Origin of the sequence: Streptomyces sp. SCUT-3, assembly GCF_014083985.1 — a bacterium.
Taxonomy (GTDB): Bacteria; Actinomycetota; Actinomycetes; order Streptomycetales; family Streptomycetaceae; genus Streptomyces_H; species Streptomyces_H thermolineatus.
This window is the reverse complement of record NZ_CP046907.1, coordinates 5735178-5760099: the sequence shown is the minus strand read 5'-3', so window position 1 is coordinate 5760099 and position 24922 is coordinate 5735178. Positions and strand designations below refer to the sequence as shown.

Annotated in this window: 22 protein-coding genes and 1 pseudogene; 6 read left to right on the top strand and 17 right to left on the bottom strand. The window is 76.3% G+C overall.

Going from position 1 to position 24922, the window contains the following annotated elements:
- Positions 1-26: 26 nt before the first annotated feature.
- From GQS52_RS25465 to GQS52_RS25455, 3 genes are all read right to left on the bottom strand, one after another.
- Positions 27-1184 (bottom strand): MFS transporter, encoded by a 1158-nt coding sequence (locus GQS52_RS25465; RefSeq protein WP_220472868.1) that lies wholly within the window; start codon positions 1182-1184, stop codon positions 27-29.
- Positions 1185-1514: 330 nt separating this feature from the next.
- On the bottom strand, positions 1515-1961 hold the full coding sequence (locus GQS52_RS25460) for a hypothetical protein (RefSeq protein WP_259370972.1): 447 nt from the start codon (positions 1959-1961) through the stop codon (positions 1515-1517).
- A gap of 360 nt (positions 1962-2321) precedes the next feature.
- Positions 2322-3140, bottom strand: coding sequence for a DUF2249 domain-containing protein (locus tag GQS52_RS25455; protein WP_182315881.1), 819 nt, complete (start codon positions 3138-3140; stop codon positions 2322-2324).
- Between the two features lie 70 nt (positions 3141-3210).
- Between GQS52_RS25455 and GQS52_RS25450 the strand changes: the two genes are divergently transcribed.
- From GQS52_RS25450 to GQS52_RS25440, 3 genes are read left to right on the top strand one after another with little or no spacing between them, the layout of a single operon-like run.
- Positions 3211-4002: a helix-turn-helix domain-containing protein gene (locus GQS52_RS25450; RefSeq protein WP_182315879.1), complete on the top strand. Its 792-nt coding sequence runs from the start codon at positions 3211-3213 to the stop codon at positions 4000-4002.
- Positions 3999-5264, top strand: a complete 1266-nt coding sequence (locus tag GQS52_RS25445; RefSeq protein ID WP_220472804.1) for a hypothetical protein — start codon at positions 3999-4001, stop codon at positions 5262-5264. The genes GQS52_RS25450 and GQS52_RS25445 overlap by 4 nt, the downstream gene beginning before the upstream one ends.
- Positions 5261-8074: a multicopper oxidase domain-containing protein gene (locus GQS52_RS25440; RefSeq protein ID WP_220472803.1), complete on the top strand. Its 2814-nt coding sequence runs from the start codon at positions 5261-5263 to the stop codon at positions 8072-8074. The genes GQS52_RS25445 and GQS52_RS25440 overlap by 4 nt, the downstream gene beginning before the upstream one ends.
- A gap of 148 nt (positions 8075-8222) precedes the next feature.
- Here GQS52_RS25440 and GQS52_RS25435 read toward each other — a convergent pair whose 3' ends face one another.
- Positions 8223-9086, bottom strand: coding sequence for a PhzF family phenazine biosynthesis protein (locus GQS52_RS25435; RefSeq protein WP_259370971.1), 864 nt, complete (start codon positions 9084-9086; stop codon positions 8223-8225).
- Positions 9087-9181: 95 nt separating this feature from the next.
- Between GQS52_RS25435 and GQS52_RS25430 the strand changes: the two genes are divergently transcribed.
- The gene (locus tag GQS52_RS25430) at positions 9182-10069 is read left to right on the top strand and encodes a LysR family transcriptional regulator (RefSeq protein ID WP_182315875.1); all 888 of its coding nucleotides are present in this window, start codon (positions 9182-9184) and stop codon (positions 10067-10069) included.
- Between the two features lie 387 nt (positions 10070-10456).
- On the opposite strand, the gene GQS52_RS25425 is transcribed toward GQS52_RS25430, so the two are convergent.
- On the bottom strand, positions 10457-10912 hold the full coding sequence (locus GQS52_RS25425) for a MarR family transcriptional regulator (protein WP_182315873.1): 456 nt from the start codon (positions 10910-10912) through the stop codon (positions 10457-10459).
- A 62-nt stretch (positions 10913-10974) separates the two neighbouring features.
- Here GQS52_RS25425 and GQS52_RS25420 point away from each other — a divergent pair, with 62 nt between their 5' ends.
- Positions 10975-11808 (top strand): alpha/beta hydrolase, encoded by an 834-nt coding sequence (locus tag GQS52_RS25420; protein ID WP_182315871.1) that lies wholly within the window; start codon positions 10975-10977, stop codon positions 11806-11808.
- Positions 11809-11910: 102 nt separating this feature from the next.
- Positions 11911-12324, top strand: a pseudogene (locus GQS52_RS28470) (transposase); the annotation flags it as partial.
- 250 nt (positions 12325-12574) lie between these two features.
- Here the strand turns inward: GQS52_RS28470 and hypE are convergent.
- From hypE to GQS52_RS25365, 12 genes are all read right to left on the bottom strand, one after another.
- Positions 12575-13564, bottom strand: a complete 990-nt coding sequence (gene hypE, locus GQS52_RS25415) for a hydrogenase expression/formation protein HypE (RefSeq protein WP_182316727.1) — start codon at positions 13562-13564, stop codon at positions 12575-12577.
- A gap of 142 nt (positions 13565-13706) precedes the next feature.
- The gene (gene hypD, locus GQS52_RS25410) at positions 13707-14831 is read right to left on the bottom strand and encodes a hydrogenase formation protein HypD (RefSeq protein WP_182315869.1); all 1125 of its coding nucleotides are present in this window, start codon (positions 14829-14831) and stop codon (positions 13707-13709) included.
- The gene (locus GQS52_RS25405; RefSeq protein WP_259370970.1) at positions 14828-15184 is read right to left on the bottom strand and encodes a HypC/HybG/HupF family hydrogenase formation chaperone; all 357 of its coding nucleotides are present in this window, start codon (positions 15182-15184) and stop codon (positions 14828-14830) included. The genes hypD and GQS52_RS25405 overlap by 4 nt, the downstream gene beginning before the upstream one ends.
- A gap of 56 nt (positions 15185-15240) precedes the next feature.
- On the bottom strand, positions 15241-17691 hold the full coding sequence (gene hypF, locus GQS52_RS25400; RefSeq protein ID WP_182315867.1) for a carbamoyltransferase HypF: 2451 nt from the start codon (positions 17689-17691) through the stop codon (positions 15241-15243).
- On the bottom strand, positions 17688-18479 hold the full coding sequence (hypB, locus tag GQS52_RS25395; RefSeq protein WP_182315865.1) for a hydrogenase nickel incorporation protein HypB: 792 nt from the start codon (positions 18477-18479) through the stop codon (positions 17688-17690). The genes hypF and hypB overlap by 4 nt, the downstream gene beginning before the upstream one ends.
- A 2-nt stretch (positions 18480-18481) precedes the next feature.
- Complete coding sequence (gene hypA / locus GQS52_RS25390) at positions 18482-18919, bottom strand: hydrogenase maturation nickel metallochaperone HypA (RefSeq protein ID WP_182315863.1); 438 nt, start codon at positions 18917-18919, stop codon at positions 18482-18484.
- Positions 18920-19221: 302 nt separating this feature from the next.
- Complete coding sequence (locus tag GQS52_RS25385; protein WP_259370969.1) at positions 19222-19785, bottom strand: hydrogenase maturation protease; 564 nt, start codon at positions 19783-19785, stop codon at positions 19222-19224.
- Positions 19782-21224: a hypothetical protein gene (locus GQS52_RS28070; RefSeq protein WP_259370968.1), complete on the bottom strand. Its 1443-nt coding sequence runs from the start codon at positions 21222-21224 to the stop codon at positions 19782-19784. Before GQS52_RS28070 ends, GQS52_RS25385 begins: the two co-directional genes overlap by 4 nt.
- Positions 21221-21877 carry a DUF6084 family protein gene (locus tag GQS52_RS25380; protein ID WP_182315860.1) on the bottom strand — a complete coding sequence of 219 codons (657 nt, stop codon included), beginning with the start codon at positions 21875-21877 and terminating at the stop codon, positions 21221-21223. Before GQS52_RS25380 ends, GQS52_RS28070 begins: the two co-directional genes overlap by 4 nt.
- Positions 21874-22539, bottom strand: coding sequence for a DUF5947 family protein (locus GQS52_RS25375; protein ID WP_182315858.1), 666 nt, complete (start codon positions 22537-22539; stop codon positions 21874-21876). Before GQS52_RS25375 ends, GQS52_RS25380 begins: the two co-directional genes overlap by 4 nt.
- Complete coding sequence (locus tag GQS52_RS25370) at positions 22536-23144, bottom strand: hypothetical protein (RefSeq protein WP_182315856.1); 609 nt, start codon at positions 23142-23144, stop codon at positions 22536-22538. The genes GQS52_RS25375 and GQS52_RS25370 overlap by 4 nt, the downstream gene beginning before the upstream one ends.
- On the bottom strand, positions 23141-24922 hold the full coding sequence (locus tag GQS52_RS25365; protein WP_182315854.1) for a nickel-dependent hydrogenase large subunit: 1782 nt from the start codon (positions 24920-24922) through the stop codon (positions 23141-23143). Before GQS52_RS25365 ends, GQS52_RS25370 begins: the two co-directional genes overlap by 4 nt.

The window sequence follows — 24922 nt, the reverse complement described above, 5'->3', positions numbered from 1 at the left end:
CGCGCCCCGGACCGGCCGGCGGGGCGTCAGGCGGCGGCGCCCACCGCCCTGCGCACCCGGGTCACGGTGAACACCAGCGCCGCGGTGGCCACCAGGGCCAGCAGCCCCAGCCCCACGGCGTACGAGCCGGTGGTGCCGTAGACCGCGCCCATCACCAGCGGGGGCAGGAACCCGCCCAGGCCCCCGGCCGCGCCCACGACCCCGGTGACCGAGCCGACCCTGTCCGCCGGAGTGACCAGGGAGACCAGTGCGAACGTGGCCCCGCTGCCGGCGCCCAGGGCGGCCGCCATCAGCAGGAACGCGGCCGTGCCCAGCGGCGCCAGAGGCGGGGTGGACACCTGGAGCAGGGCGCAGACGGCCACGGCCGCCAGGGACACGGCCAGCACACGCACCGGGCCCGAGCGGTCGGAGAGCCATCCGCCGACCGGGCGCATCAGCACCGCCAGCACCACGAACCCTGCCATCCGGTTCGCCGCGTCGGCCTGTTCGAGCCCGTAGGCCGTCCTGAGGTAGACCGGCAGGTAGACGGAGAAGGCGACGTAGCCGCCGAACGCCACCGCGTACAACGCAGACGCCTGCCAGGTGATTCCGAGGCGGGCGGCGGCGGCGAGCCTGCGCCCGAGGGACTGGGAGGGCACCGTCCGCCCGGGAGCGTCGCGCAGCAGCACGGCCGCCACCGCGGCGTAGAGGACCAGCACGACGGCGGTGATGACGAACGGGGCCGCCGTCCCCCGCGCGTCGGCCAGCGGCACGGTCGTCAGGGCGCTGATCGCGGTGCCGCCCATGCCCGCCCCGAACACGCCGACGGCCAGGCCGCGCCGCTCGGGCGGGAACCAGGCGTTGACGAAGGGCACCCCGATCGCGAAGGCGGTGCCGCCGATGCCGAGGAAGAACCCGCCGACCAGGAGCGCGGCGAAGGAGGAGTGCCCGGCCAGGCCGAGGTAGAGCACGGGGACGACGGTGGCCGCGGAGACCAGGGGGAACATCACCCGGCCCCCGTAGCGGTCGGTCAGTGCTCCCACGGGGATGCGGCCCAGCGAGCCGACGACCACGGGCACCGCGACGAGCAGCGACTGCTCGAAGGAGGACAGCCCCAGGGCCTCCTTGAACCCGGGGGCCAGCGGGCTCAGCAGCGCCCACGCCCAGAAGTTCAGGGCGAACCCGGCGGTGGCCAGGGCCAGCATCAGGCCCGGCCGGCCGGTCCGGGCCGGTGACGCGGCGGTGCCGCCGGCGGTGCCCGCGGGAACGGTCGTACCCGGTGCCTGCTGTTCGTCCACGGCGGCCTCCGCGCCCCTGTCCTGGTCCGGTGTGCTCATGGCATCCCCGCCCGGCGGGCCGACGGTGCGGCCCTGCGGCCCCGTGCCCGGCGGACACTTCGCGCATGCCCGCCGCCGCGGGTTCCACCCTTCCGGCTCCCGGGGGCGCCCGCCTCCCCGCACCCGCGGGAATGGGCCGTCCGGGGCCGTCCGCGGGACCGTCGGCCCGTCCCCCGGGCCGGCCGTCCGCACCGGCGGTCAGGTGACCGGCAGCGCGGCCGCCAGGAGCACCACGCCCAGCGAGCCGGCCAGCGAGCCGACCGCCAGGGCCCGGGCGAGACCGGGCCGGCCCCGGCCGTGGGCCCAGCCGTGGAGGGCGGCGGCGATCATCACCGCCGTGAACAGGGCGAGCTTGGCGGCCAGGGTCCGCCCGTAGCCGGGCTCGGCCAGCGAGGACCAGGTGACCCCCTTGTGCCACGCCATCGCCACGCCGGTGCCCAGCTGGACCGGCAGGAACACCGCCGCGGTCAGCACCCCGAACCTGCGCCCGGCCTCCCGGGCGAACCGCCCGCGGGCCTCGGGGTCGAGCGTCCTGCGGGCCAGCGGCAGGACCACCAGCGACAGGGCCAGCTGCCCGCCGACCCACAGGGCGGCTCCCGCCACGTGGGCGAACCGCACCAGCGCCCACAGGCCGATTCCGAACAAGGCTCCACCTCCACCGCGCCGCGGACACCTCCCCGGCGCGCCTCGATCCCACAGCCGGCCCCGGCGGCCGGCGGTCACAGCCGTCCGCCCCCCGGGAACGGCCCGGACGGAGCCCCCGGGGAGCCGGCGGGCGGCTCCCCGGTGACGGGCAGGGGCCGGCCCGATTCTTCCCCCGGCGGGCGCCCGGGCCCGGGCGGCGGAGGTCCCTGCGGTGCGGGACCTTCGATCCTCTTCCGCCCCGGGGGCCGGGACCTTCGATCCGGCGTTCCTGGTGTTCCGGGCACGTGCGGGGACACTTGCCCGTCGACACGCCCGCCCGTGCGCCGGCGCACCCGCCCGTGGGACACGCCGGACGGGGCGTCAGCGCCGGGTGAGCCGGAGCCGCCAGGCCTGCGGGCCGCGCTCGAGGTACTCCACCGAGAACACCCCGGGGTCGCGGTCCTCGATCTGCGCCAGCAGGGGCAGCGGGTCGTGCGGGGCGACGAGCACCATCGCCCGGCCCGCGGGGACGGCGCCCAGCGCGCCGAAGACCGTGGCGTGGCGCAGGGCGTGCGGGACCTCCCGCACGTCGAGCTCGGGGGCTTCCCCGGCGTCCGGGCCGCCGCAGGCGCAGCCCCCTCCGCAGCCGCCGGACCGCTCCGGCGCCTCCTCGCCCTCGGCGTGCCCGGCGCCCTCGGGGCCCTCGGCGTGCTCGTGACCGCCGAGAAGGTCGTGCATGCCCTCGAGGAGTCCGGCCAGGGAGACGTCGGGCGAGGCGGCGAGCAGCGGCAGCACGAGGGTGTTCTCCTTCCGCAGGTGCTCCTCGAAGAGCACCTGCAGCGCCTTGGCCTCGACCGCCGCGTGCACCGCGGTGGGTGCAGCGCGCAGGGCGCCGACGAGCGCCTCGATCCGGCGGTGCTCGGCGAGCATGCCGTCGACGAGCAGACGCGCCTCGGTGGTGCCGTGCGCGGCCGGGTAGAGGACGGACTCCTCGGCCGCGGCGTGCGGCAGGAGTTCGCGGTCGCAGAAGGCGACCAGGCCGGTGCGGACGCCGTCGGCGCCCCCGGGGTCGCGGACGGCGGCATCGAGCAGCATCGAGACCTGGCCGGCCAGCTCGCCGGCCAGGTGGGTGTGGTGGGACTCGACGGCTTCGACTGCCGCGGCGTCCTGCGGGTCCGAGGCGACGGTGAGAGTGCTCATGGCGGGTTCTCCCGGTGTTTGACGGCCGGTCGGGGGACCGGGTGGCCGATGGCTGCAATATACTCCGGACATGTCCGTGAAAAATAATGGCCCTCTTCCGGGCGGCGGGTCGGACGACCACCCGCCCCTGTCCCGGCAGCGCCGCGCGGTCCTGCAGCACCTGCGCGGCCGGGCCGGGGCCGTCACGGTCGCCGCACTGGCGCAGGAGTGCGGCCTGCACTCCAACACGGTCCGCGAGCACCTCGACGCGCTGGTGGACGCGGGGCTGGCGGACCGCGAGCGGGCTCCCGCCGCCGGGCGCGGCCGCCCCGCGTGGCTCTACCGGGCCCGGCCGCCCCAGCAGTCCGCCGTGCGCGAGTACGCCGGCCTGGCCACCGTGCTCGCCGGGCAGATCGCCCGGTCCAGTGCCGACCCGCACGCCGACGCCCTCGCCGCCGGCGAGGAGTGGGGCCGCGCCCTGGTCGCCGGGCAGGAGCCCGCACGGACCCCGAAGGAGGCGCGCGGACGGGTGCTGGCACTGCTCGGCGAGATCGGCTTCGCCCCGGAGGCCGACGAGGACGCGCGCGAGGCCCGGCTGCCGCGCTGCCCGTTCGTCGAGGCGGCCCGCGAGCACCCCGGCGTGATCTGCAACGTCCACGCCGGACTGGCCCGGGCCGGCCTGGCCGCCCTCGGCGGCGAGGCCGAGCGGGTGGCACTGCACCCCTTCGCCGAACCGGGCGCCTGCCGGCTGCTGCTCGACGCCGCGCCGGACGGGCCGGACGCACCCGGCGGCCCCGCCGTCCCCGCCGTTCCCACCCGCCCCGGCACACCCGGCGGGACCGGCGCATCCGGCGGGACCGACCGCCCCGGGGAACCGCGGTGACCCCCGCGGAGGGCACGGCCCGCCGGACGGGCGCGCGCCGGGCCGTCCTGCTGCTGCCCGCGGGCCTCGCCCTGCTCGCCGGACTCGACGCCGCCCTGCTGCTGCTCGGCCTGCCCGCCCCGGTCACCACCGCCCGGCTGCCCGAGGTGCACGGGGTGCTGCTGGTGCTCGGCTTCGCCGGGACGCTGGTGGCGCTGGAGCGGGCGGTCGCCCTGGGCAGCCGGTGGGCGTACCTCTCCCCCGCCTGTCTCGGCGCCGGCGGCCTGCTGCTGCTCGCGCCCGCCGGCGCTGCGGCCGGCCGGCTGCTGCTCGTGGCTGGCACCGCCGTCCTGGTCGCCGCGTACACCCGTTTCTGGCGCCGCAGGCCGGACCCCGCCCTGCTCGCCCAGGCCGCGGGGGCGGTGTCGGCGCTGGGCGCCTCCCTGCTGTGGCTCGGCGGCCTCGACGTGCCCCGGCTGCTGCCGTGGCTGTCCGCCTTCCTGGTCCTGACCGTCGCCGGGGAGCGCCTGGACCTGGCCCGCGTGGCGCTCCTGGAGCCCCGGGCCGAGAACGCCTTCCTCGGCTGCGTCGGGGCCGTGCTCGCCGGTGTCGTCGCCACCCTGCTGTGGCCCGCGCCGGGGACCGTGCTGCTCGGGGCGGCGCTGCTCGCCCTGACCGCGTGGCTCGCCGTGCACGACGTCGCCCGCCGCCTGCTGCGCTCCACCGGGCTGCCCCGGTTCACCGCCGCGTGCCTGCTGGCCGGGTACGCCTGGCTGGGCCTGGCGGGCGCGCTGTGGCTCGTGGGCGGCCCGGTCGCCGGGGGCCGCCCCTACGACGCGGTCGTGCACTCCGTCTTCCTGGGGTTCGTCCTGTCGATGATCATGGCGCACGCCCCGGTGATCCTGCCCGCGGTGCTGCGCCGTCCCCTGCCGTACCGGCCGGTGCTCGCCGCGCCGGCCTGGCTGCTGCACGCCTCCCTGGCCCTGCGTGTGCTGGTCGGGGACCTGCGGGACACCGAGTGGGCCTGGCGGCTCGGCGGGGCGCTCAACGTCGCCGCCGTCCTGCTGTTCGTGCTGACGGCCGCGGCCCTGTCCGCGGGGGCCGGCCGGGCCGCCCGAAGGGGAACGGCCTCCGGGACCGCAGGAACCCCCGGGGGCGCCGCCCCCGCCGCGCCCGCCGGCCCTGCGCCCTCCGCCGGCCCGGCTGCCTCCGCCCCCACCGCCGTCCCCGTCGCCGCGCCCGCCGCGCGGCCCGCACCCGACCGTCCGGAGGACCCGCGGTGACCACCCTCCCCACCGGCCACGGCCCCTCCCCGCAGGACCCCGCCTCCCCCCGGGGCCGGGGGGCCGCGCCGTCCGGCGCGCCCTCCCCGCGCGCCGCCTGGCACCTGGGTGCGAACGCGGTCGTGGCGGCCTGGCTCGCCCTGTTCGTCGCGGGCACCCTCGTCCACCCGTTCGTACCGGCGGCCCGCTGGCTCCTGGTCCACCTGCTGCTGCTCGGGGCCGTCAGCAACGCCGCCGTGATCTGGTCGGGGCACTTCGCCGCGTCGGTGCTGCGGCTCCCGGAGTCGGACCGGGGGACCCCGGCCGTGCTGCGGCTGGCCCTCCTCAACGCCGGGGCCGTGGCCGTGATCGGCGGGATGCTCGCCGGGGCGTGGCCCGCGGTGCTGGTGGGCGGCACCGTCGTCGCGGGCGCGGTCGCGGCCCACGCCGTGCATCTGGTCCGGCTGCTGCGCCGGGCCCTGCCGGCCCGGTTCTCGGCGACGGTGCGCTACTACGTCGCGGCCTCCGCGCTGCTGCCCGCGGGCGCCGCGCTGGGCGTCGTCATGGCACGGGGCGGCCTGTCCGGCGGTTCCGCGGCCCGCCTGCTGGTGGCGCACGAAATGGTCAACCTGCTCGGCTGGGTCGGCCTGACCGTGGCCGGGACCCTGGTGACCCTGTGGCCGACGATGCTGCGCACCCGCGTGGCGGACGGCGCCGAGAAAGCCGCGCGGACCGCCCTTCCGGTACTGGTGGCCGGGCTGGCCGCGGCCGTGGGCGCCGCGCTCACCGGGCCGCCGCCGCTGGCCGCGGCCGGGGTGGCGGCCTACGCGGCCGGGCTCGCGGTCGCGGCGGCCCCGTGGGTGCGCGAGGCCCGGGCCAGGCCGCCGCGCTCCTTCGCCACCTGGTCGGTGGCGGCCGGCTGCGCCTGGCTCGCCGGGTCGCTGGCGGCCCTGACCGGGATCCTGCTGACGGCCCCGTCGTGGGCGGCGGTGGCGGAGCGCGTGCCGTCGCTGACCGCCCCGCTGGCCGCCGGCTGGATCGCCCAGGTGCTGCTGGGCGCGCTCTCCTTCCTGGCGCCCGTCGTCCTCGGCGGCGGCCCCGCCGCCGTGCGGGCGGCCGCCGCGGAGCTGGACCGGGCGTGGGTCGCCCGCCTGGTCGCGGCCGACGCGGCCCTGCTGGTGTGCGTGCTCCCCGTGCCGGGGACGGTGCGTGTCGTCGCCTCGACGGTGCTCCTGGCGACGCTGGTGGCCTTCCTGGTGCTGCTGGCCCGCGCGGCCGTGCGCGGCCGACGGGAACGCCGGGGAGGCCGGGGACGCCGGGGTGCTGCACCGGCCGGGGCCGCGCCGCAGGCCGCGCCGCGGCCCCGGCCCGCCGGGCCGGACCGGCACCGCGTCCTCGGCGGCGCGGCGGCGGGGCTGGCGGCCGTCGTGCTGGCCGTCGCGGCAGGCGGCGCGGTCGACGTGCGCTCCCTGCCCGCGCTCCCCCGGGCGGCCGCGGACGGCGCGGACGGCGCGGGCAGTGCCGGGGTGGCGCCGACGGGCCGTACGACCACCGTCACCGTCACGGTGCGCGGCATGCGGTTCTCCCCGGACACCGTCGAGGTCCCCGCGGGGAACCGCCTGGTGATCGAGGTCCGCAACGCCGGGACCGACCGCCACGACCTGGTACTGGAGACCGGCGCCCGCACCGGCCGGCTGGATCCGGGAGAACGGCAGAGCCTGGACGCGGGAGTCGTCGGCCGCGACCTGGAGGGCTGGTGCTCGGTGGTCGGACACCGGCAGGCCGGCATGGTCCTCGCCGTACGGGCCACCGGCCCCGGAGGCGGGGGCGCAGGAGGCGGGGACACAGGGGGCGGGGGCGCGGACGGTCACGGCGGTCACGGCGGTCACGGCACCGGCGGCACGGCCCCCCGGGGCGCCGCGGGGTCCGCGGGGTCCGCGGCCGGGGCGTTCGACCCCATGGCGGAGCCGGCCGCAGGCTTCACCGCCCGCGACGCGCAACTGCCGCCCGCGGCCGGCGGGCCCGGCCCGCGCGTGCACCGGCGGACCCTGACCGTCGAGGAGGTGGAGCGGGAGGTCGCGCCCGGGGTCCGGCAGACCCTGTGGACCTTCGGCGGCACCGCGCCCGGCCCGGTGCTGCGCGGACGCGTCGGCGACACGTTCGAGATCACGCTGGTCAACGACGGGTCGATCGGCCACTCGGTCGACTTCCACGCCGGGGCGCTGGCCCCGGACCGGCCGATGCGCACCATCGGGCCGGGGCGGTCGCTGACCTACCGGTTCACCGCGACCCGCAGCGGCGTGTGGATGTACCACTGCTCGACGATGCCGATGTCCCTGCACATCGCCAACGGCATGTTCGGGGCCGTCGTCGTCGACCCGCCGGGCCTGCCGTCCGTCGACCGCGAGTACCTGCTCGTGCAGTCGGAGATGTACCTCGGCCGGCAGGGCGGGACCGCCGACGCGGACAAACTGGGCGCGGAGGAGCCCGACGCGGTCGTCTTCAACGGCTACGCGGGCCAGTACTCCCACGACCCGCTGACCGCCCGAGTCGGCGAGCGGGTGCGCGTGTGGGTGCTGGACGCCGGGCCGAACCGCTCCAGCGCCTTCCACGTCGTCGGCGGGCAGTTCGACACCGTGTACGAGGAGGGCGCCTACCGGCTGCGGCCGGACGGCCCCGGGAGCGGCGGCGCGCAGGTCCTCGGTCTGGCACCCGCCTCGGGCGGCTTCGTCGAGCTGTTCTTCCCCGAGACCGGGACCTACCCGTTCGTCTCGCACGTCATGGCGGACGCCGAGCGCGGCGCCCTCGGCGCCTTCGCGGTCACCCGCTGAGGGCGGGGCGTCCGGCCGGGGCGGCGCCGCCCCGGCCGGACGCCCGCCGGGGACGGGACCCCGGTCCCCGGCGGGCCCTTCTGGCGCCCGGCCGGCGGCACCCCGCGGGCCGGCGGGGCGGGGACGGCGACGGCCCGGCCGGCGGCGCTCAGTCCCCCACGGGCACCGCCCGGCCGGTGACCCGCACGCGCTCGCCGTCCGGGTCCACCTCGACGAGCAGGTCGCTCGGGCGGCCCATGTCCTCGCCCTGGCGGACGGTGAACGCGGTCCGCTCCCGCACCAGGCCGATCGTCCGCAGGTAGCCGCCGAAAGCGGCCGCGGCCGCTCCTGTCGCCGGGTCCTCCACCACGCCGCCGACCGGGAACGGGTCCCTCGCGTGGAACCGGTCCGGCGCCTCGCGCCACACCAGGTGCACCGTGGTCCAGCCGTGCCGGCGCATGACCTCGGCGAGGCCGTCGAAGTCGTAATCCAGGTCGGCCAGCCGGGCGCGGGAGGCCGCCGCCAGGACGAGGTGCTCCACTCCGGCGAAGGCGACGTGCGGGGGCAGTTCCGGGTCGAGGTCCTCCCGCACCCAGCCCAGGCGGTCGAGCGCCGCGTCCACCTCGGCGTCGGAGGCCGGGCGGGAGCGGGTGGGGACGCTGGTGAGGGTGGCCCGCACGGCGCCCGTGCCGTCGACCGCCGTGTCCACCGCGACCTCCCCGGCGCGCGTGTCGAGGAGCAGGGGGCCGGGGCCGATGCGCTCGGCGAGCGCCACGGCCGTCGCGACGGTCGCGTGCCCGCAGAACGCGACCTCGGCGAGAGGACTGTAGTAGCGCAGCGAGAAACGGCGCCGCTCGTCGTCGCGGACCGTGACGAACGCCGTCTCGGAGTACCCCACCTCCGCGGCCACGGCGAGCATGCCCGGTCCGTCGAGCGCCGAGGCGTCGAGGACGACGCCGGCCGGGTTCCCGCCCTCGTGGCCGGAGGTGAACGCCGCGTAGCGCAGGACATCGGTCGAGAGTTCTGCAGTCATGGCTCCACGCTCCCATCCACGATCCATCACGACAAACGATTGATCTTGATCCGGTCCATCGAGAAATCCGATCGGCGCGTCTAGGCTTCGGCCCCGTGGACACCCGGCTGCTGCGCACCTTCGTCACCCTCGCCAGGACCGGCAGTTTCACCGCCGCGGCGGCCGAGCTCCACCTCGCGCAGTCCACGGTCACCGTGCAGGTCCGGACCCTGGAGAAGGAGCTGGGCGTCCGGCTCTTCGACCGGCTGCCCAGGGGCGCGCTCGTCACCGAGGCCGGGCGGCGCCTGCTGGCCGAGGCCGAGGAAGTGCTGGAGGCGGAGTCGCGGCTGCGCGCGGCCGCCGCCGAGGGCGGCCCGGTGCGCGGGCGGGTCGTCGTCGGCGCGGGCGAGACGCTGTGCTCGACGCGCCTGCCGGGCGTGGTGGCCGCCCTGCGCCGCACGCACCCCGACGTGGACGTGGGCCTGCACCCCGCGGGCACCTCGGCCGCCGTCGAGGGGCTCCGCTCCGGCCGGCTGGACCTCGCCCTGCTGCTGGAGGAGCAGGCCGCCTTCGCCGGTGTCACCGCCGAGCGCATCGCCCGCGAACCGCTGGTCCTCGTCTGCGCCGCCGGGCATCCGCTGGCCGGACGGGAACAACCGGCCGACTGGGAAGAACTGGCCCGGGAGAGCTTCTTCCTGCACGAGCAGGGCTGCTCCTACAGCGACCGGTTCGCGCACGAGCTGTTGGCGGTCACCGACGGGCGGACGCGGCTGACCCGGTTCGGCAGCATCGAGGCCGCCCGGGCGTGCGTGGCCGCCGGGCTCGGCCTCACCCTGCTGCCGCGCGCGACCGTCGAGGAGGCGCTGCACGCCGGCCGCCTGGCGGTCGTGCCCGGGCCGCCGGTTCCGGACGTGCCGGTGCAGCTGGCACGCCACCGCAGGCGCCTGCTCTCCCCCGCCGCCCGCGCGGTCGCGGACGAGCTGGTGCGGCAGTTCCGGACCTGAGGGCCCCGACGCCTGCGGCGCGACACCACCGGGCGGCTTCGGCCTCGGGGAACATCGGTACAGCGGTTGGCGCCGAGAACGATCATGGTCAGGGCGTGAGCGTGCCGACCCGGTTCTCGTACTCGCGGCGAGCCTTGCGCTGGACCGGGACCACCGGGACGCCCGGGGAGCCGTCGACCGGCTCTCCCCGTTCAAGGACCGGCACGTCAACTTCCCGGGCCGCTACCTGTTCGGCATCAGGGCCGGCGCCCCCGGCCGGGGCCTGCGCCCACTGCGCGCCCCGGACGCCGCCGAGGACGATGAGGACGAGGAGGACGAGGAGTAGGTCACGTGCTGCCGCCCCTCTCGACATCGGCGGACCGTCGAACTGCCGGGACCAAAGCCCTGTCAAACCGAACGCGCCCGCCCGGCGGACTCCAGTACTGCGGTCAGAAAGCGACGCACCGTCTCCAACTCGCCCGCCTCGAAACCTTCCGCGGCCGCCACCACCTCGCCGATCACTGGCCCGAAGAAGGTCCACCCGAGTTTCACGGCCTTCTCCTCGACCTCGAGAAGCACGCGTCGCCGGTCGGCAGTGTCCCTGCTGCGCCGGACCAGTCCGAGCCGCTCCAGCCGATCCACAAGGGCGGTGGTCCCGGCAGAGTTCAGGCGCAGTTGCTCGCCGAGCCACCCGGGCGTGGCACGGGTACCGGCCCGTGCCGCGTCCAGCAAGTGGATCAGCGCGCGAACATCGGTGGGATGCAGCCCGTGGCGCGCGGCGAACTCGGCGCCGAGCAGCTCAAACTCCACAGTGACCGCGCGCAGCAAGTGAACCAACCGCATCCCCGGGCTCTGATCGTCCATACACGCTCCCTCGGCCCCCTGCATAATATCTCGCTGACCGAGATTATCGCTCAGCGAGAGGAATGCCCGTGTCCCTGTCCGCCTTCGACCTTGCCTACAACGAGCTTCGCGCCCGCTGGCCCGAGTCCACCGAGGAACGCGATGTCGCCACGCCGTACGGGCGCACCCGCGTCCATGTGTACGGCCAGGCAGACGGCAGCCCACTGGTGCTGCTGCCCGGCGGCTCCGCCACAGGCCTGGTCTGGTTCGCCAACGCACCGGCACTCGGCGAGCGGTACCGGGTCCATGCGGTTGACCTGGTGGGTGACGCCGGCCGCACCGAACGCCGGGGCACACCGTTGAAGAGCGGCGACGACCTGACGGCCTGGCTGGATGCGCTGCTGGACGGGCTTGGGCTCGCCCGCACACACCTGTGCGGGCACTCGTACGGCGCCTGGCTGGCTGTCAGGTACGCACTGCATGCACCGCAGCGGGTCGGCCGCCTCGCCCTTGTCGACCCCACCCAGGTCTTCGCCGGGTTCCGCCCCGGCTACCTGCTGCGCGCACTGCCCACCCTGATCCGCCCGAGCGAGGCCCGCGCTCGCGCCTTCCTGGCCTGGGAGACGGCAGACATCAACCTGGACGAGACCTGGCAGCGCCTTTATTCGCTGGCCACGACCGTTCCCGGCCGCAAGCTCGTCGTCGGTGGCCGGCCGCGGGCCGCCGACCTCTGCATGCCGGTGCTGGTCCTGCTCGCGGAGCACAGCCGCGCCCACCATGCCGTCAAGGTCGCCGACAGGGCCCGCCGGACGCTCTCGCAGGGCGAGGTGGCACTGCTCCCCGGAGCCACCCACCACTCCCTGCCACTCACCGCGCCGATGCAGCTGAACGACCGCCTGACGGACTTCCTGGGCTGACAGTGCCGGACGTTACGGCTGTTACGTCTCCCGGGCGGCGATCCGACCACCGCACGGAGGGAGCCGCGCGCCTGGCGGATCATCAGCCGGTCTCGGCAAGGTCGCCAACCACGTCGCAGGCGGCGGGCGGCCTACAACCGCCACGGCGGAACACGGCACCTGTTCGCCGCCCCGGAACCGACCAAGGACAAGCTCTACGGCCACATCAAACCGGTCAAGAAGCGCACCCGGTTCCTGGAGTCCTGCCGCTGCCTGCGCAGCCTCTGCCCGCCCGAGGTCCGCATCGCGATCGCCTGTGACAACTTCTCCCCGCACCTGACGACGAAGAAGTGCCGGCGGGTCGGTACCCGGGCGACGGCGAACAACGTCGGGATCGCCTGCACCCCCACCAACAGCTCCTGGCTCAACCGGATCGAAGCCCGGTTCACCGCCCTGCGCCACTTCGCCCTCGACGGCACCGACCACGCCGACGACCGGCGCCCACACGCTGTCGCCGACAGGGCAAACGCTGCCTGATGCGGCACTGGCTGCGCGGCCAGGCGCTCGGCCACCGGCACGAGCCGGACCGCAGCCGGCGCCACCGGGCGGCTTCACCGGACGGCGGCGGCCCCCGGCGGAAAGAAGTCCTCGGCCTTCACCGGCGTCGACCCGCAGGACTCCTCCGCCGACCGCAGGCCCGGCTGACCCAGCGCGGCCGCGGCGCGGAGGAGCGGCGGCCCCGGTTCCGGGGCCGCCGCTCCTCCGCGCTCGGGATGTCCCGTGCGGGTCAGCAGATGCGCGGCAGCTGCTCGCCGACCGGCAGGTCGACCACCCGGGTGCCGCCCAGGCCGGTGCGGGCCACCACCATGCCCGGGTGCGCCTCCACGGCCTCCCCGATGACGGCGGCGTCCCTGCCGAGGGGGTGCTCCCGCATCGCGGCCAGCACCGCGTCGGCGTGCTCGCGCGGCACGAACGCCACGAGCTTGCCCTCGTTGGCCACCTGCATCGGGTCCAGTCCCAGCACGGCGCAGGCGTTGGCCACGGCCGGGGGGACCGGGATGCTGCGCTCCTGAAGTACCACGCCGGTGCCGGAGGCCGCCGCGATCTCGTTGAGCGCGGCGGCGAGCCCGCCGCGCGTCGGGTCGCGCAGTACGTGCAGGTCGGGGGTGACCGCCAGCACGGCCTCCACCAGCCCGCCCAGGGCAGCGCAGTCGCTGACGACCTCCACCCCGAACTCCAGGCCGTCCCGGACGCTCATGATCGCCACGCCGTGGACGCCGATCGCGCCGCTGACGATCACCACGTCCCCCGGCACGACGCGCTGGGGCCGCAGGTCGACGCCCTCCGGGACGAGCCCGATCCCCGCGGTGTTGACGTAGACGCCGTCCCCGTGGCCGGCCTCGACCACCTTGGTGTCGCCGGTCGCCACCTCGACGCCGGCGGCGCGGGCGGCCGCGCCCAGCGCCTCGGCCACCCGGGCCACCGTCGCCATCTCCACGCCCTCCTCGAGGACGAATCCGCAGGACAGGTAGGCGGCCCGCGCACCGCGCATGGCGAGGTCGTTGACGGTGCCGTTGACGGCGAGGTCGCCGATGCTGCCGCCGGGGAAGAACAGCGGCCGCACCACGAAGGAGTCGGTGGAGAACGCCAGGCGCGCCCCGCCCAGCGGGACGACCGCGGCGTCGCCCAGTTCGGACAGCACCCGGCCGCCGAAGGCGGGGGCGAAGACGTGCTCGACCAGCTCCGCGGACATCGCGCCGCCCCCGCCGTGGCCCATGACCACGCGGGGGTGGTCCCGCAGCGGGGCGGGGCAGGTCCAGCCCGAGAAGTCCGGGGCGGGCCGCGCGCCGCCGTCGTCCGGAAGGAGGGCGGCGTCCGGGGGGAGGGTGGTGGCGCCGGGTGCGGCGCCGGAAGTGGTCTCAGGCAACGGGGCTCGCCTCCAGGGGTGCCGGGGTGCCGCCGAGGCGGCGGTAGAGGTAGTAGGCGGCGCACGCCCCCTCGCTGGAGACCATGGTGGCCCCGAGGGGGGTGCGCGGGGTGCACGCGGTGCCGAACGCCTCGCACTCGTGCGGTTTCAGCAGGCCCTGCAGGACCTCGCCGCTGCGGCAGGCCGCGGGCTCGCGGGTGGCGATGCCGGACACCGGGAAGCGGTGCTCCGCGTCGAACTCGCTGTAGCGGGGGGACAGCCGCCAGCCGCTGCCGGGGATGACGCCGATGCCGCGCCAGGAGCGGTCCGTCACCTCGAAGACGTCCTCCAGCACGGCCCGCGCGGCGGGGTTGCCCTCCGGGCGCACCGCCCGCGGGTAGGCGTTGTCCACCGTGTGCTCCCCCCGTTCCAACTGGCGGACGGCGCGGCGGACCCCCTCGAGGACGTCCAGCGGCTCGAAGCCGGTCACCACGATCGGCACCCCGAACCGGTCGGCGAGGTCCGGGTACTCGCCGGTGCCCATCACGCTGCACACGTGCCCGGCGGCGAGGAACGCCTGCACCCGGCACTCCGGCGAGCGCATGATCGCCTCGATGGCCGGGGGGACCCTGACGTGGGAGACCAGCATGCTGAAGTTGGTGACGCCGAGCCGGCGGGCCTGGAGGACCGTCATGGCGTTGGGCGGCGCGGTGGTCTCGAAGCCGATGCCGAAGAACACCACCTCGTGCCGCGGGTTCTCCTGCGCGATGCGCACCGCGTCCAGCGGGGAGTAGACGACGCGCACGTCGCCGCCCTCGCCGCGGACCCGGAACAGGTCCCGGTCGCTGCCGGGCACCCGCAGCATGTCGCCGAAGGAGCAGAAGATCACCCCGGGCCGGGACGCGATCTCCAGGGCCTTGTCGATGACCTCCAGCGGGGTCACGCACACCGGGCAGCCCGGACCGTGGATCAGTTCCACCTCGTCGGGCAGGAGTTGGTCGATGCCGTGCCGGATGATGCTGTGGGTCTGGCCCCCGCACACCTCCATCAGCGCCCACGGGCGTGTCACGGTGGCGTGGATGTCGTCGAGCAGGCGCCGGGCCGCCTCGGGGTTCTGGAACTCCTCCACGTACTTCACTGCCGTGCCTCCTCGGTCGTGCCGTTTCCGTCTCCGCCGCCCGCTTCGCCGCCGGCGCCGCCGGCCGGGGAGGGCGGCGCGCCGTCCGTCCCGGCGGCCGCCTCCCAGGGGTCGCCGAACTCCTCCTGGAGCATCCCGAGTTCCTCGAACAGGGCGAGGGTGCGCCGGGCCGACTCCTCGTCCAGCCGCTGCAGGGCGAACCCCACGTGGACGATGGCGTACTCGCCCACCCGCAGGTCCGGCAGGTACTCCAGGCACACCTCCTTGACCACGCCGCCGAAGTCGACGGTGGCCGTTCGGGTTCCGTCCCGCTCCCCGATCTCCACAACCTTGCCCGGTACGGCCAGGCACATAAGGGTCCTCCTCTGCTCGGTGGGTCCGGTCCGCCGCTCCTGCCGCGGGTCCGCGGTCAGGGGGCCCGCCCGCCCGCCGGCGGGGCGCCGGCCCGGGCTGCGACCACGGCCTGGCCGAGGGCCAGTCCTCCGTCGTTGGGCGGTACGAGGCGGTGGCGCAGGACCGTGAAGCCGTCCCGGCGCAGCGCACCGGCGCAGGCCGAGGAGAGCAGGGCGTTGGCGAACACTCCCCCGGTCAGCGCGACGGTCTCCACGCCGTGCCGCTCGCGCGCCGCGGCGCAGGCGCTGCGGACGAGGCCGGCCACCGCGCGGTGGAAGCGCGCCGCGATCCGGGCCGCTCCGGCGCCCGCCCGCAGGTCGGCGACGACCGCCGACAGCAGCGGCGCCGGGTCCGCGACCAGGTCGGCCGCACCGGCCGCACCGGCGCCGGGGGACGCGGGCCGCAGCGCGAAGGTGTAGCCGGGCGCGTCGTCGCCGGGCGCGGCCAGCGCCGCGGCTTCCAGTTCGACGGCGGCCTGGGCCTCGTACCCGGCCCTGTGGCACACCCCGGCCAGCGAGGACACCGCGTCGAACAGCCGGCCCATGCTGGAGGCGGGCACGCAGTTGAGGCCCCGTGCGAGCTGGCGGGCCAGGAGCCGGCGTTCGGGCCCGGGGCAGGCGGCGGTGCAGGGCAGGTCGTCCGCCCAGTCGATCCCCGCGGCGCGCAGGTGCGCCAGGGCCGTGCGGTACGGGAGGCGTACGCAGGCGTCGCCGCCGGGCAGCGGCACGTAGGCGAGCTGCAGGTGCCGGCGGAACCCGTCGTAGTCCGCCACCAGGACCTCGCCGCCCCACACCGCGCCGTCGTCGCCGTAGCCGGTGCCGTCGAACGCGACGCCGATCACCGGGCGGCTGCCGTCGAGGCCGTGCTCGGCCATGGCGGCGGCGACGTGCGCGTGGTGGTGCTGCACGCCCAGGACCGGACGGCCGCCGGCCCGGCGCCGCGCCCACTGCCCGGAGCGGTAGCCGGGGTGCCGGTCGGCGGCCAGGACCTCCGGCACCACCCCGGTGATCGCCTCCAGTTGGCGTTCGGCGCGCTCGAACCCGGTCTGCGTCGCCAGGTCGTCCATGTCTCCGACGTGCCCGGACAACCAGGCGCGGCGTCCCCGGGCCAGGCAGAAGGTGTTCTTCAGGTCCCCGCCGACGGACAGCGACGCCCGCACCGGTACGGGCAGTTCCAGCGGGGAGGGGACGTAGCCGCGCGAGCGGCGCACCGGCAGCACCTCGCCGTCGCACACGCGCACCACCGAGTCGTCGCACGGGACGTGGATCCCGCGGTCGTGCGCGAGCCAGGCGTCGGCCAGCGGGGCCAGCCGCTCCAGCGCCTCCGCGTCGTCGGTGACGATCGGCTCACCGGCCAGGTTCCCGCTGGTCATGACGAGCAGGCGCGGCCCGGGCGGGTCGCCGGGAAGCCCGAGGAGGAGGTGGTGCAGCGGCGTGTAGGGCAGCATGACGCCCAGGTCCGGCGCGGCCGGGGCGACGGCGTCGGCCGGCCGCGGGGCCGGCCCGTTCGTGCCGTTCGTGCCGTTCATGCCGCCCCGGGGGCCGGTGCCCGTGCGGCGGCGCAGCAGGACGACGGGTCTGACGGTGCCGGTGAGCAGGGCCCGCTCCTGCGGGCCCGCGTGCACCAGGTGCGCAACGTCGGACACCTCGCGGGCCATCAGGGCGAACGGCTTGTCCCCGCGGGCCTTGCGGCGGCGCAGCAGGGTGACGGCGCCGGCGTTCTCCGCGTCGCAGGCGAGGTGGTAGCCGCCCAACCCCTTGACCGCGAGGACCGCGCCGTCCGCGAGCAGGCGCCGGGCCCGGGCCACCGGGTCCGGCCCGGTCTCCTGCCGGGGGGCGCCGCCGGGGCGCGCGCCGCGCACCAGCAGGCGCAGGCGGGGGCCGCAGGTGTGGCAGGACACCGGCTGGGCGTGGAAGCGGCGGTCGGCGGGGTCGGCGTACTCGCGGGAGCAGTCCGGGCACATCGGGAAGCGGGCCATGGTGGTGTTGGCCCGGTCGTAGGGCAGCCCGGTGACGATGGTGAAGCGCGGCCCGCAGTGGGTGCAGGTGATGAAGGGGTGGCGGTGGCGGCGGTCGGCCGGGTCGGCCAGTTCGGCCAGGCAGTCGCCGCAGGTGGCCGTGTCCGGGGGCACCAGCGTGCGGCCCGCGCCGCCCGCCCGGGAGGCGAGGATGGCGAAGCCGGTGCCGCCGGTGGCGGCGACCTCCCGGTGGTCGACGGACTCCACGACGGCCAGCGGCGGCGCCTGGGCGGCGAGCCGGTCGCAGAAGGCGGCCACGGCACCGGGCGGGCCCTCGACCTCCGCGACGACGCCCTCGCCGGTGTTGGCCACGTGCCCGGCCAGGCCCAGTCCGGTGGCGAGCGCGTGGACGAACGGGCGGAACCCGACCCCCTGGACCACGCCCCGCACCGTGACGCGGCGCCGCTGCACCGCCTCGGCGACCGCGGTGCCCTCCTGGCCGGCCGTCACTCCCCGGTCCCCTCCGCGCCGCGGCGGGACGCGGCACCGGCGACCGGCCCGTGGTGGTCGTGGTGGTCGTGCCCGCCGTGGTCGTGCCCGTGGTGCTGCGGTGGCCCGGCCATGACCGGGGCGTGGACGGGGCCGCCGTCGCCTGCCGCCAGGGCCCGCTCCAGCAGGAGGCCGGCCCCCTCCCCGGTGCGGGCGGAGGTCAGCAGCACCTCCACCCCGGGGTTCACCTGTTCGACGTGGGCGCGGAAGGCGTCCTCGTCGAAGCCGACGGCGGCGGCGATGTCGGTCTTGGTCACCACCACCAGGTGGGCCGTTCCGAAGGCCGTCGGGTACTTCAGCGGCTTGTCCTCCCCCTCGGTGACCGAGGCCAGCACCACCCTCAGGGACTCGCCGAGGTCGTAGGAGGCGGGGCAGACCAGGTTGCCGACGTTCTCGACGAACAGCAGCCGGGTGTCCCCGGGCAGCCAGCCGGTCAGGTGGCTGCCCAGCATCCCCGCCTCCAGGTGGCACAGCCCGTCGGTGAGCACCTGCTTGACCGGGACGCCCGACCGGGCCAGGCGGACGGCGTCGTTCTCGGTGGCCAGGTCGGCGGTCAGCGCGACCACCGGCACTCCCCGCTCCCGGGCCAGGACCAGTTCCCGTTCGAGCAGGGCGGTCTTCCCGCTGCCCGGGCTGGACAGCAGGTTGACCACCGCGGTCCCGCGTTGCGCCAGGTTCGCGCGGAGCGCGTGGGCGCAGGCGTCGTTCTTGGCGAGTACGGCCTGCTGCAGGTCGGTGACACGGCACATGCTCAACACTCCTCGCGGGGCGGTACGGGGGCCGTTCCCCCTCCTGTTCCCCCGGGGCCGTCCCCGGGGGTCCTTCCGTGCGGCGGGACGTCCCCGTCCGCCCAGTGCACTGCGGCGATGTGCAGTTCCCGGCCGGAGAGCAGTCCGGCGGCGGCCGTGCCGCAGCGGGGGCAGCACAGTTGCGGCGGCATTCCGACCGCCCACTCGTCGGCGCACGGCCCGCACCGGGCCCGGGCCGGCACCTGTTCCGCCTCCAGTTCGGCGCCCTCCAGCAGGGTTCCTGCGCAGGCCAGTTCGAAGCAGAAGCTCAGCGCGTCGGGGACCACTCCGGCGAGTTCGCCGATCCGCAGCCGCACGCCGGCCACCCCGGTGGCGCCGCCGGCCCGTGCCGCCTGCTCCACCTGTTCCACGACCGCCAGCGCGATGGACATCTCATGCATCGGTCTCTCTCCGGTGCGGCCCGTCCGCCCGGCCCCATTGAACGGCCGGGCCGGGACGCGGCCGTTCAGCCGCGCCGCCGCCGCGGTGCGGTGTGCCCCGTTCGGGGGCGGGGCGGCGCGGGGCGGACGGACGCGGTACAGGGCGGACGGACGGTACGGGACGGCCGCCCTCACATCGAGCGGATCCGCAGGTAGCGCCTGATGTCGGGCAGTGCCTGCACGAAGGCCGCTACGAGTGCGGCCACGACCGCGACCGCGATGGTCCTGCGCATGGTGGTGTCTCCTCTCACTGGTTGCCGGTCTCACTGGTTGCCGGCCACCGGTTCCGCCGCGTCCGGCGGCGCCGTCCGCGGTCCCCCGTCCTCCCGCACGGTGCGCAGGACCAGCCGCACCGCCTCCTCCACCGCCGCCTCGACCGGCGGGCTGAGCCCGATGCCCTCCTCGGTGCGGGCCGGTTCGCAGCCGACGACCAGGACCCGCCCCGGGCGGTCGGCGCCGGTGCCCGCGCTGAGCGTGTCCAGCAGGGCGAGCACGGTGTCCGGGGTCATGCGGTGCCCGTCGAGCACCGCGCCGCCGGGGCCGCCCGGGCCCCCGCCGGTGGCGTCGACGAGGTAGAGGGTGCCGGGTGCGCCCCCGCGCGCGGTGGCGTCCACCAGCAGCACCGTGCGGTAGCCGTCCAGCATCCGGTAGGCGAGGTGGAGTCCGCGGACGCCGGTGTCCACGACCTCGACGCCCTCGGGGAGCGGGTGCGCGGACAGGCGGCGGACGACCTCCACCCCGAAGCCGTCGTCGCCGAGGAAGACGTTGCCCACCCCCGCGACCAGGACGCGCCCCCGGGGGGCGGCGGGCGGGCCGGCGGTGCTCACGCGTCCTCCAGGGGTGCGACCTCGTCGGGCTGGAAGTACCAGAACCGGCCCTGCTCGCGGCGCAGGTCCGTCCCGGGGTCGCCCTCCACGGTCACGGCCAGGTGCACCCCGCCGTCGACGTCGTGGAGCACCGCCTCGACCCGCGCGCTCCGCCCGTGCAGGAACAGGTCCTGCGCGTCGGTGCGCCGCGGTCCCGGCCGCAGCAGCACGCGGCTGCCGGCGCCCACCGGCCGGCCGTCCACCAGGACCCGGTCGCGCACGGGGTCGACGTCCCGGTCCGCGGCGGGGTCCCACCAGGGGGTGTCCGGGGCGGAGGGGGCGCCCGGACCGGAGCCGGTGCCCGTCCGGTCCGCCTCGGTGGCGCGGTCCGCCTCGGTGGCGCGGTCCGCCGCGGTGACCTCCCGCAGGGAGCGCACGGCGCCGTGCAGCCGTTCCAGGACCTCGGGGGGCATCGAGTCGGCCAGGTCGATCACGGCGGCCGCCCGTGCGTCGGTGCCGCGCGCCTGCCGCTTCTCCTCGTCGGTCAGGGCGGCGGTGCGCAGGGCGAGGATCTCGTCGATCTCGGTGGCGTCGTAGAGGGCGCCGGGGCTCTCGGGCGCGACGGCCGGGTGGTCCTCCACGACGATGGGGGACGACAGCACGACGTCCGCGCCGCCGGAGGGTCCCGCGAGCACCGGCCAGGTGTGCAGGTTCTCGCACTGCGCGGCGGCCGCCCGGGCCCACTCGGGCGGGTCGGCCGCGGACAGGAACGCCCCCGCGTCCAGGCCCAGCAGCAGGTGGGCGGCGACCAGTGAGCGCGGCAGGACGTCCTCGCGGCGGGCGGCGGGCCCTCCCGGCGGCAGGCCGCCGGTGTTCTCCACCCGTGCGGTCAGCCGCACCGCCGCGTACGGGCCCGCGAGCGGGTCCGCGGACAGCCGCAGGAGGCCGGTGACCCGCTCGCGCCGGTGCACCAGGCGGCCCACCGTGCGCCCGTCCGCGTCGTGCACGGCCTCGGTCTCCTCGCGGGCCGGCCGGTCGAAGGGCAGCGAGCGGCCCGCGCCGGCCAGTTCCTCCGCCGGCACGGCCACCTCGACCTGCTCCTCGACCCCCTCGTCCCAGGGGGTGAGGACCCGGTCCTCGAGTTCCAGGGCGGGGACGGTCTCGAACCGGCCGCCGGGGCGGAGCCGCTGCACGGTGCGCCGCCGGACGTGCAGGAAGCGCAGCCGGACGAAGAGCGTGGCACCGCGCCGCGGCTCCATCAGGACCTGCGTGCTCTGGAAGTCGTGCTCGCCGCTGTCGGCGCCCCACCCGGGCGGCACGAGCACCCCGAACTGCCAGCGCAGCCGGTTCTTGGCGGCGGAGGCCCGGTACGGGTAGAGCACGTAGCCCTCGAACAGCAGGGCGTCGGCCACCTGGCGGGCGGCGGCGAATCCGGGGTGCGTCGGTGCGGTCGCCGTCATCGCGGCACCCTCCCGGCGGCCGGCGGTGCGCCGGCGTCCTCCAGCAGTGCCCGCACGGTCGCCTCCCAGGAGGGCAGCGCCCTTCGCGAGCGGAAGCCGAGCAGGGCGTCCATGGCGTCGCGGGACAGGCGGATCCAGCCGGCGCCGGGGAAGTGCTGCTCGATCATCTCCCGCCACACCGCCACCGGCATCCGGCAGGTGGCCTCCCGGTCCCAGGGGACCGGTTCCACCCGGAATCCGGCGGCGCCGGTGAACGCCGTCCCGGAGAAGAGCAGGAGCAGGGGCACCTCGCCGTCCTCGAGGGCCTCGAAGTAGCGGGAGGCGGCGACATCGGTGTCGTAGGTGCAGGGCACCGCGAGGTCGGCCTCCGTCTCGCCGGTGAAGGCCGGGACGGTGAGGGAGACCTGCGCGAACTGCAGCGGCTTGAGCGTGCTGCCCCAGCGGGAGCGCTCGCCGAACAGGTCGGCCAGCCGGGCGGCCTCGGAGTCCGCGTAGCCGCGCAGGGCCGGTTCGACGCGGATCTGGCAGTGCAGGACCATCGCGTGGACCCGCTTCCCCGGGGAGGCGGTGATCCGCAGGCGCAGGACAAGGGTGGGGCCGGCCGCGTACCGGTCCGCGCGCACGCCGGTGCAGGCGAAGGAGAACCTGGTCACGGCATGCGCTCCTTCCGCACGTGCCGGGCCCGTGCGCGGACGCGGTCGAAGACGGACTCCAGGCCCGCCCGCGCCTGCTGCCCGCCGTCGAAGCCCCGCCAGTGCAGGCGCATCAGGCCCACCAGTTCGTAGCAGACGTCGACCGGCGCCAGGTAGCACTCGGTGCGTCCGTCCGTGCGGCGCAGCAGCAGTGCCTCCACGTCCGGTTCCATCGTCCCGGCCAGGCGGGTGGCGCGGAGCACGTCCCGCCAGGCCGAGGGGGACGGTTCGCTCTCGGTGGCGCCGGCCGGGCTCGGGCAGAGGGCGACCGTCCGGTCCAGGGCGCTGTTGCGGAAGAGGAAGGCGACGCCGACCGGGATCCCCAGTGCCTCCCACGTGCTGTCGTCGAGGCCGTGGTCCGGGTCGGCGAGGTACCGCTCGGGGACCGTGCGGAAGCGGCCGCCGGCGGCGCCCGGCCGGTCGAACAGCAGGGCGCACGGGGTGCAGGTGCACGCCAGCGCCCGGTTCGCGGTGTCCACCAGGTGGCGGTGGCCGCCGTCGGCCAGCGGCGCGGTGCACAGTTCGCACCGCTCCTGCCGCGGGGGGCGCGGGCCGGTGAACCTCCGCAGGCCCCGGGGGGCGGCCGCGGGGCGGTCGGACGCCGTGCGGGACGCGCCGGTCACGGCCGTTCCCCCGTTCCGCCCGGGCCCGGCGCGCCGTCGGGCGGGCGGGCGGTGATCTGCAGCAGCGGCGGTTCCGCCGGGCCGGAGGCCCGCGGCTCCGTCTCCACCGAGGTCACCTCCGGGGCGAAGCAGGCCAGTGCGTCCTCGACGGCCCGCAGGGCCGCCTGCGTGCTGCCCGGGCACCCGCAGCCGACGGCGGAGGACCGCAGGCGCAGCGTGCCGGTGGGCTCGTCGAACCCCGCCGCCTCCAGGGGGCTCCCGGCGCTCTCCAGGGCCCGCCCGATGCGGGTCCGGACGTCCTCGGGGTGCAGGCCGTGCAGGGCCAGCAGCCCGCCGGCCAGTTCGTCGCCCAGCAGGCGGTCCAGGGGGCTGCCGCCGGGCGCCGCCGGGGCGCCGCCGCCGTCCCCGTCGAGCAGGGCGAGGATGCGGGCCAGTCCGGCGCCGTAGAAGTCCATCAGGACGCGCACCAGTTCCTCGGCGGCCTCGCACGCCCGCCGGTCGCCGTCCGCCGCCAGGCGGTCCAGGACCTCCTCGACGCGCCGGCCGGTCCGTGCCGCGTCCGCCGCCGCGTCCCTGCGCGGGGCGGTGTCCGTCACCGCGCTCATCCGGCCAGGCCGCTCAGTCCGGTGGGCACGTGCATCGTCTGCACGGTCCTGCCGCCGACGTACATGTGGACGCCGCACGGCAGGCAGGGGTCGAAGCTGCGCACGGCCCGCATGATGTCGATGCCCTTGAAGTCCTCGGGCGGGTTCTCCTCGAAGATCGGGGTGTTCTGCACTGCGTCCTCGTAGGGGCCGGGGGTTCCGTAGCTGTCGCGGACGCTGGCGTTCCACGGGGTCGGCGGGTACGGGTGGTAGTTGGCGATCTTCCCGTCGCGGATCACCATGTGGTGGGAGAGCACGCCGCGCACCGCCTCGGTGAAGCCGACGCCGACGGCTTCGTCGGGCACCTCGAACCTCTCCCAGGTCTGGGTGCGCCCGGCCCGCACCTCCTCCAGGCCCTTCTCGGCGAAGTGCAGGGCCAGGGCGGCGGTGTAGGCCTGGAAGTAGGTGCGGGCGCGGTTGCGCTCCAGGGCGTTGCTCCAGCGCGGGATCCTCCACTCGAAGGTGGTCTCCGGCCGGGTCATGGTGCGCGGCAGGTTGATGACGACGCTGTGGCCGGTGGCCTTGACGTATCCGGTGTCGACCAGGCCGGACAGGGCGGTGGACCACAGGCGGGCCAGGGGGCCGCCGCCGGTGTCCAGCGCCAGGTGCTCCTTGCCGTCGAACCAGCGCGGGGACATCACCCAGCTGTACTTGCCGTCGAAGTCCCGCTTCTGGGGGGCGGGGACGGTGTGCTGGTTCCACGGGTGGCGGGGGTCGACCGGGTTGCCCAGCGGGTCGCGCTCGACGAACAGCTCCCGGCCCTCCCAGTCCTCGTAGTAGGAGCTGCCGAGCAGGATGCGGATGCCGAGGTTGATCTCGGTGAGGTCGCTGGTGACCAGCTCGCCGTCGACGACGATGCCCGGGGTGACGAACATCCGCCGGCCCCAGTCGGTCATGTTGCGGTAGGTGAAGTCGCAGTGCTCGGGGTCGTTGAGCGCGCCCCAGCAGGCGAGCATGACGCGGCGCCGGCCGACCTCCTCGTAGCCGGGCAGCGCCTCGTAGAAGAAGTCGAACAGGTCGTCGTGCAGGGGGACGACGCGCTTCATGAACTCCACGTAGCGCGTCAGCCGGCTGAGGTAGTCGGTGAACAGCTGGACGGAGGCGATCGTGCCCACCCCGCCCGGGTACAGCGTGGAGGGGTGCACGTGGCGGCCCTCCATGAGGCAGAACATCTCCCGCGTGTAGCGGCTCACCTGGAGCGCCTCGCGGTAGAACTCGCCCTCGAGGGGGTTGAGCGAGCGCATGATGTCGGCGATCGTGCGGTAGCCGTGGTCGCCGGCGTGCGGCGCCTCGGTGCGTTCGGCCAGCTCGAGCACGCCCGGGTTGGTCTCGCGGACCATCTTCTCGCAGTAGTCGACCCCGACCAGGTTCTCCTGGAAGATGTTGTGGTCGAACATGTACTCGGCGGCCTCGCCGAGGTTGATGATCCACTCGGCGAGGTGCGGCGGCCGCACCCCGTAGGCCATGTTCTGCGCGTACACCGAGCAGGTGGCGTGGTTGTCCCCGCAGATGCCGCAGATGCGGCTGGTGATGAAGTGCGCGTCCCTGGGGTCCTTGCCGCGCATGAAGACGCTGTAGCCGCGGAAGACCGAGGACGTGCTGTAGCACTCGGCGACCCTCTTCTGCTTGAAGTCGATCTTCGTGTGGATGCCGAGGCTGCCCACGATCCGGGTGATCGGGTCCCAGGCCATCTCCACCAGGCCGCTGCCGTCTCCGGCCGCCTGCGTCGGTGCTGCCAT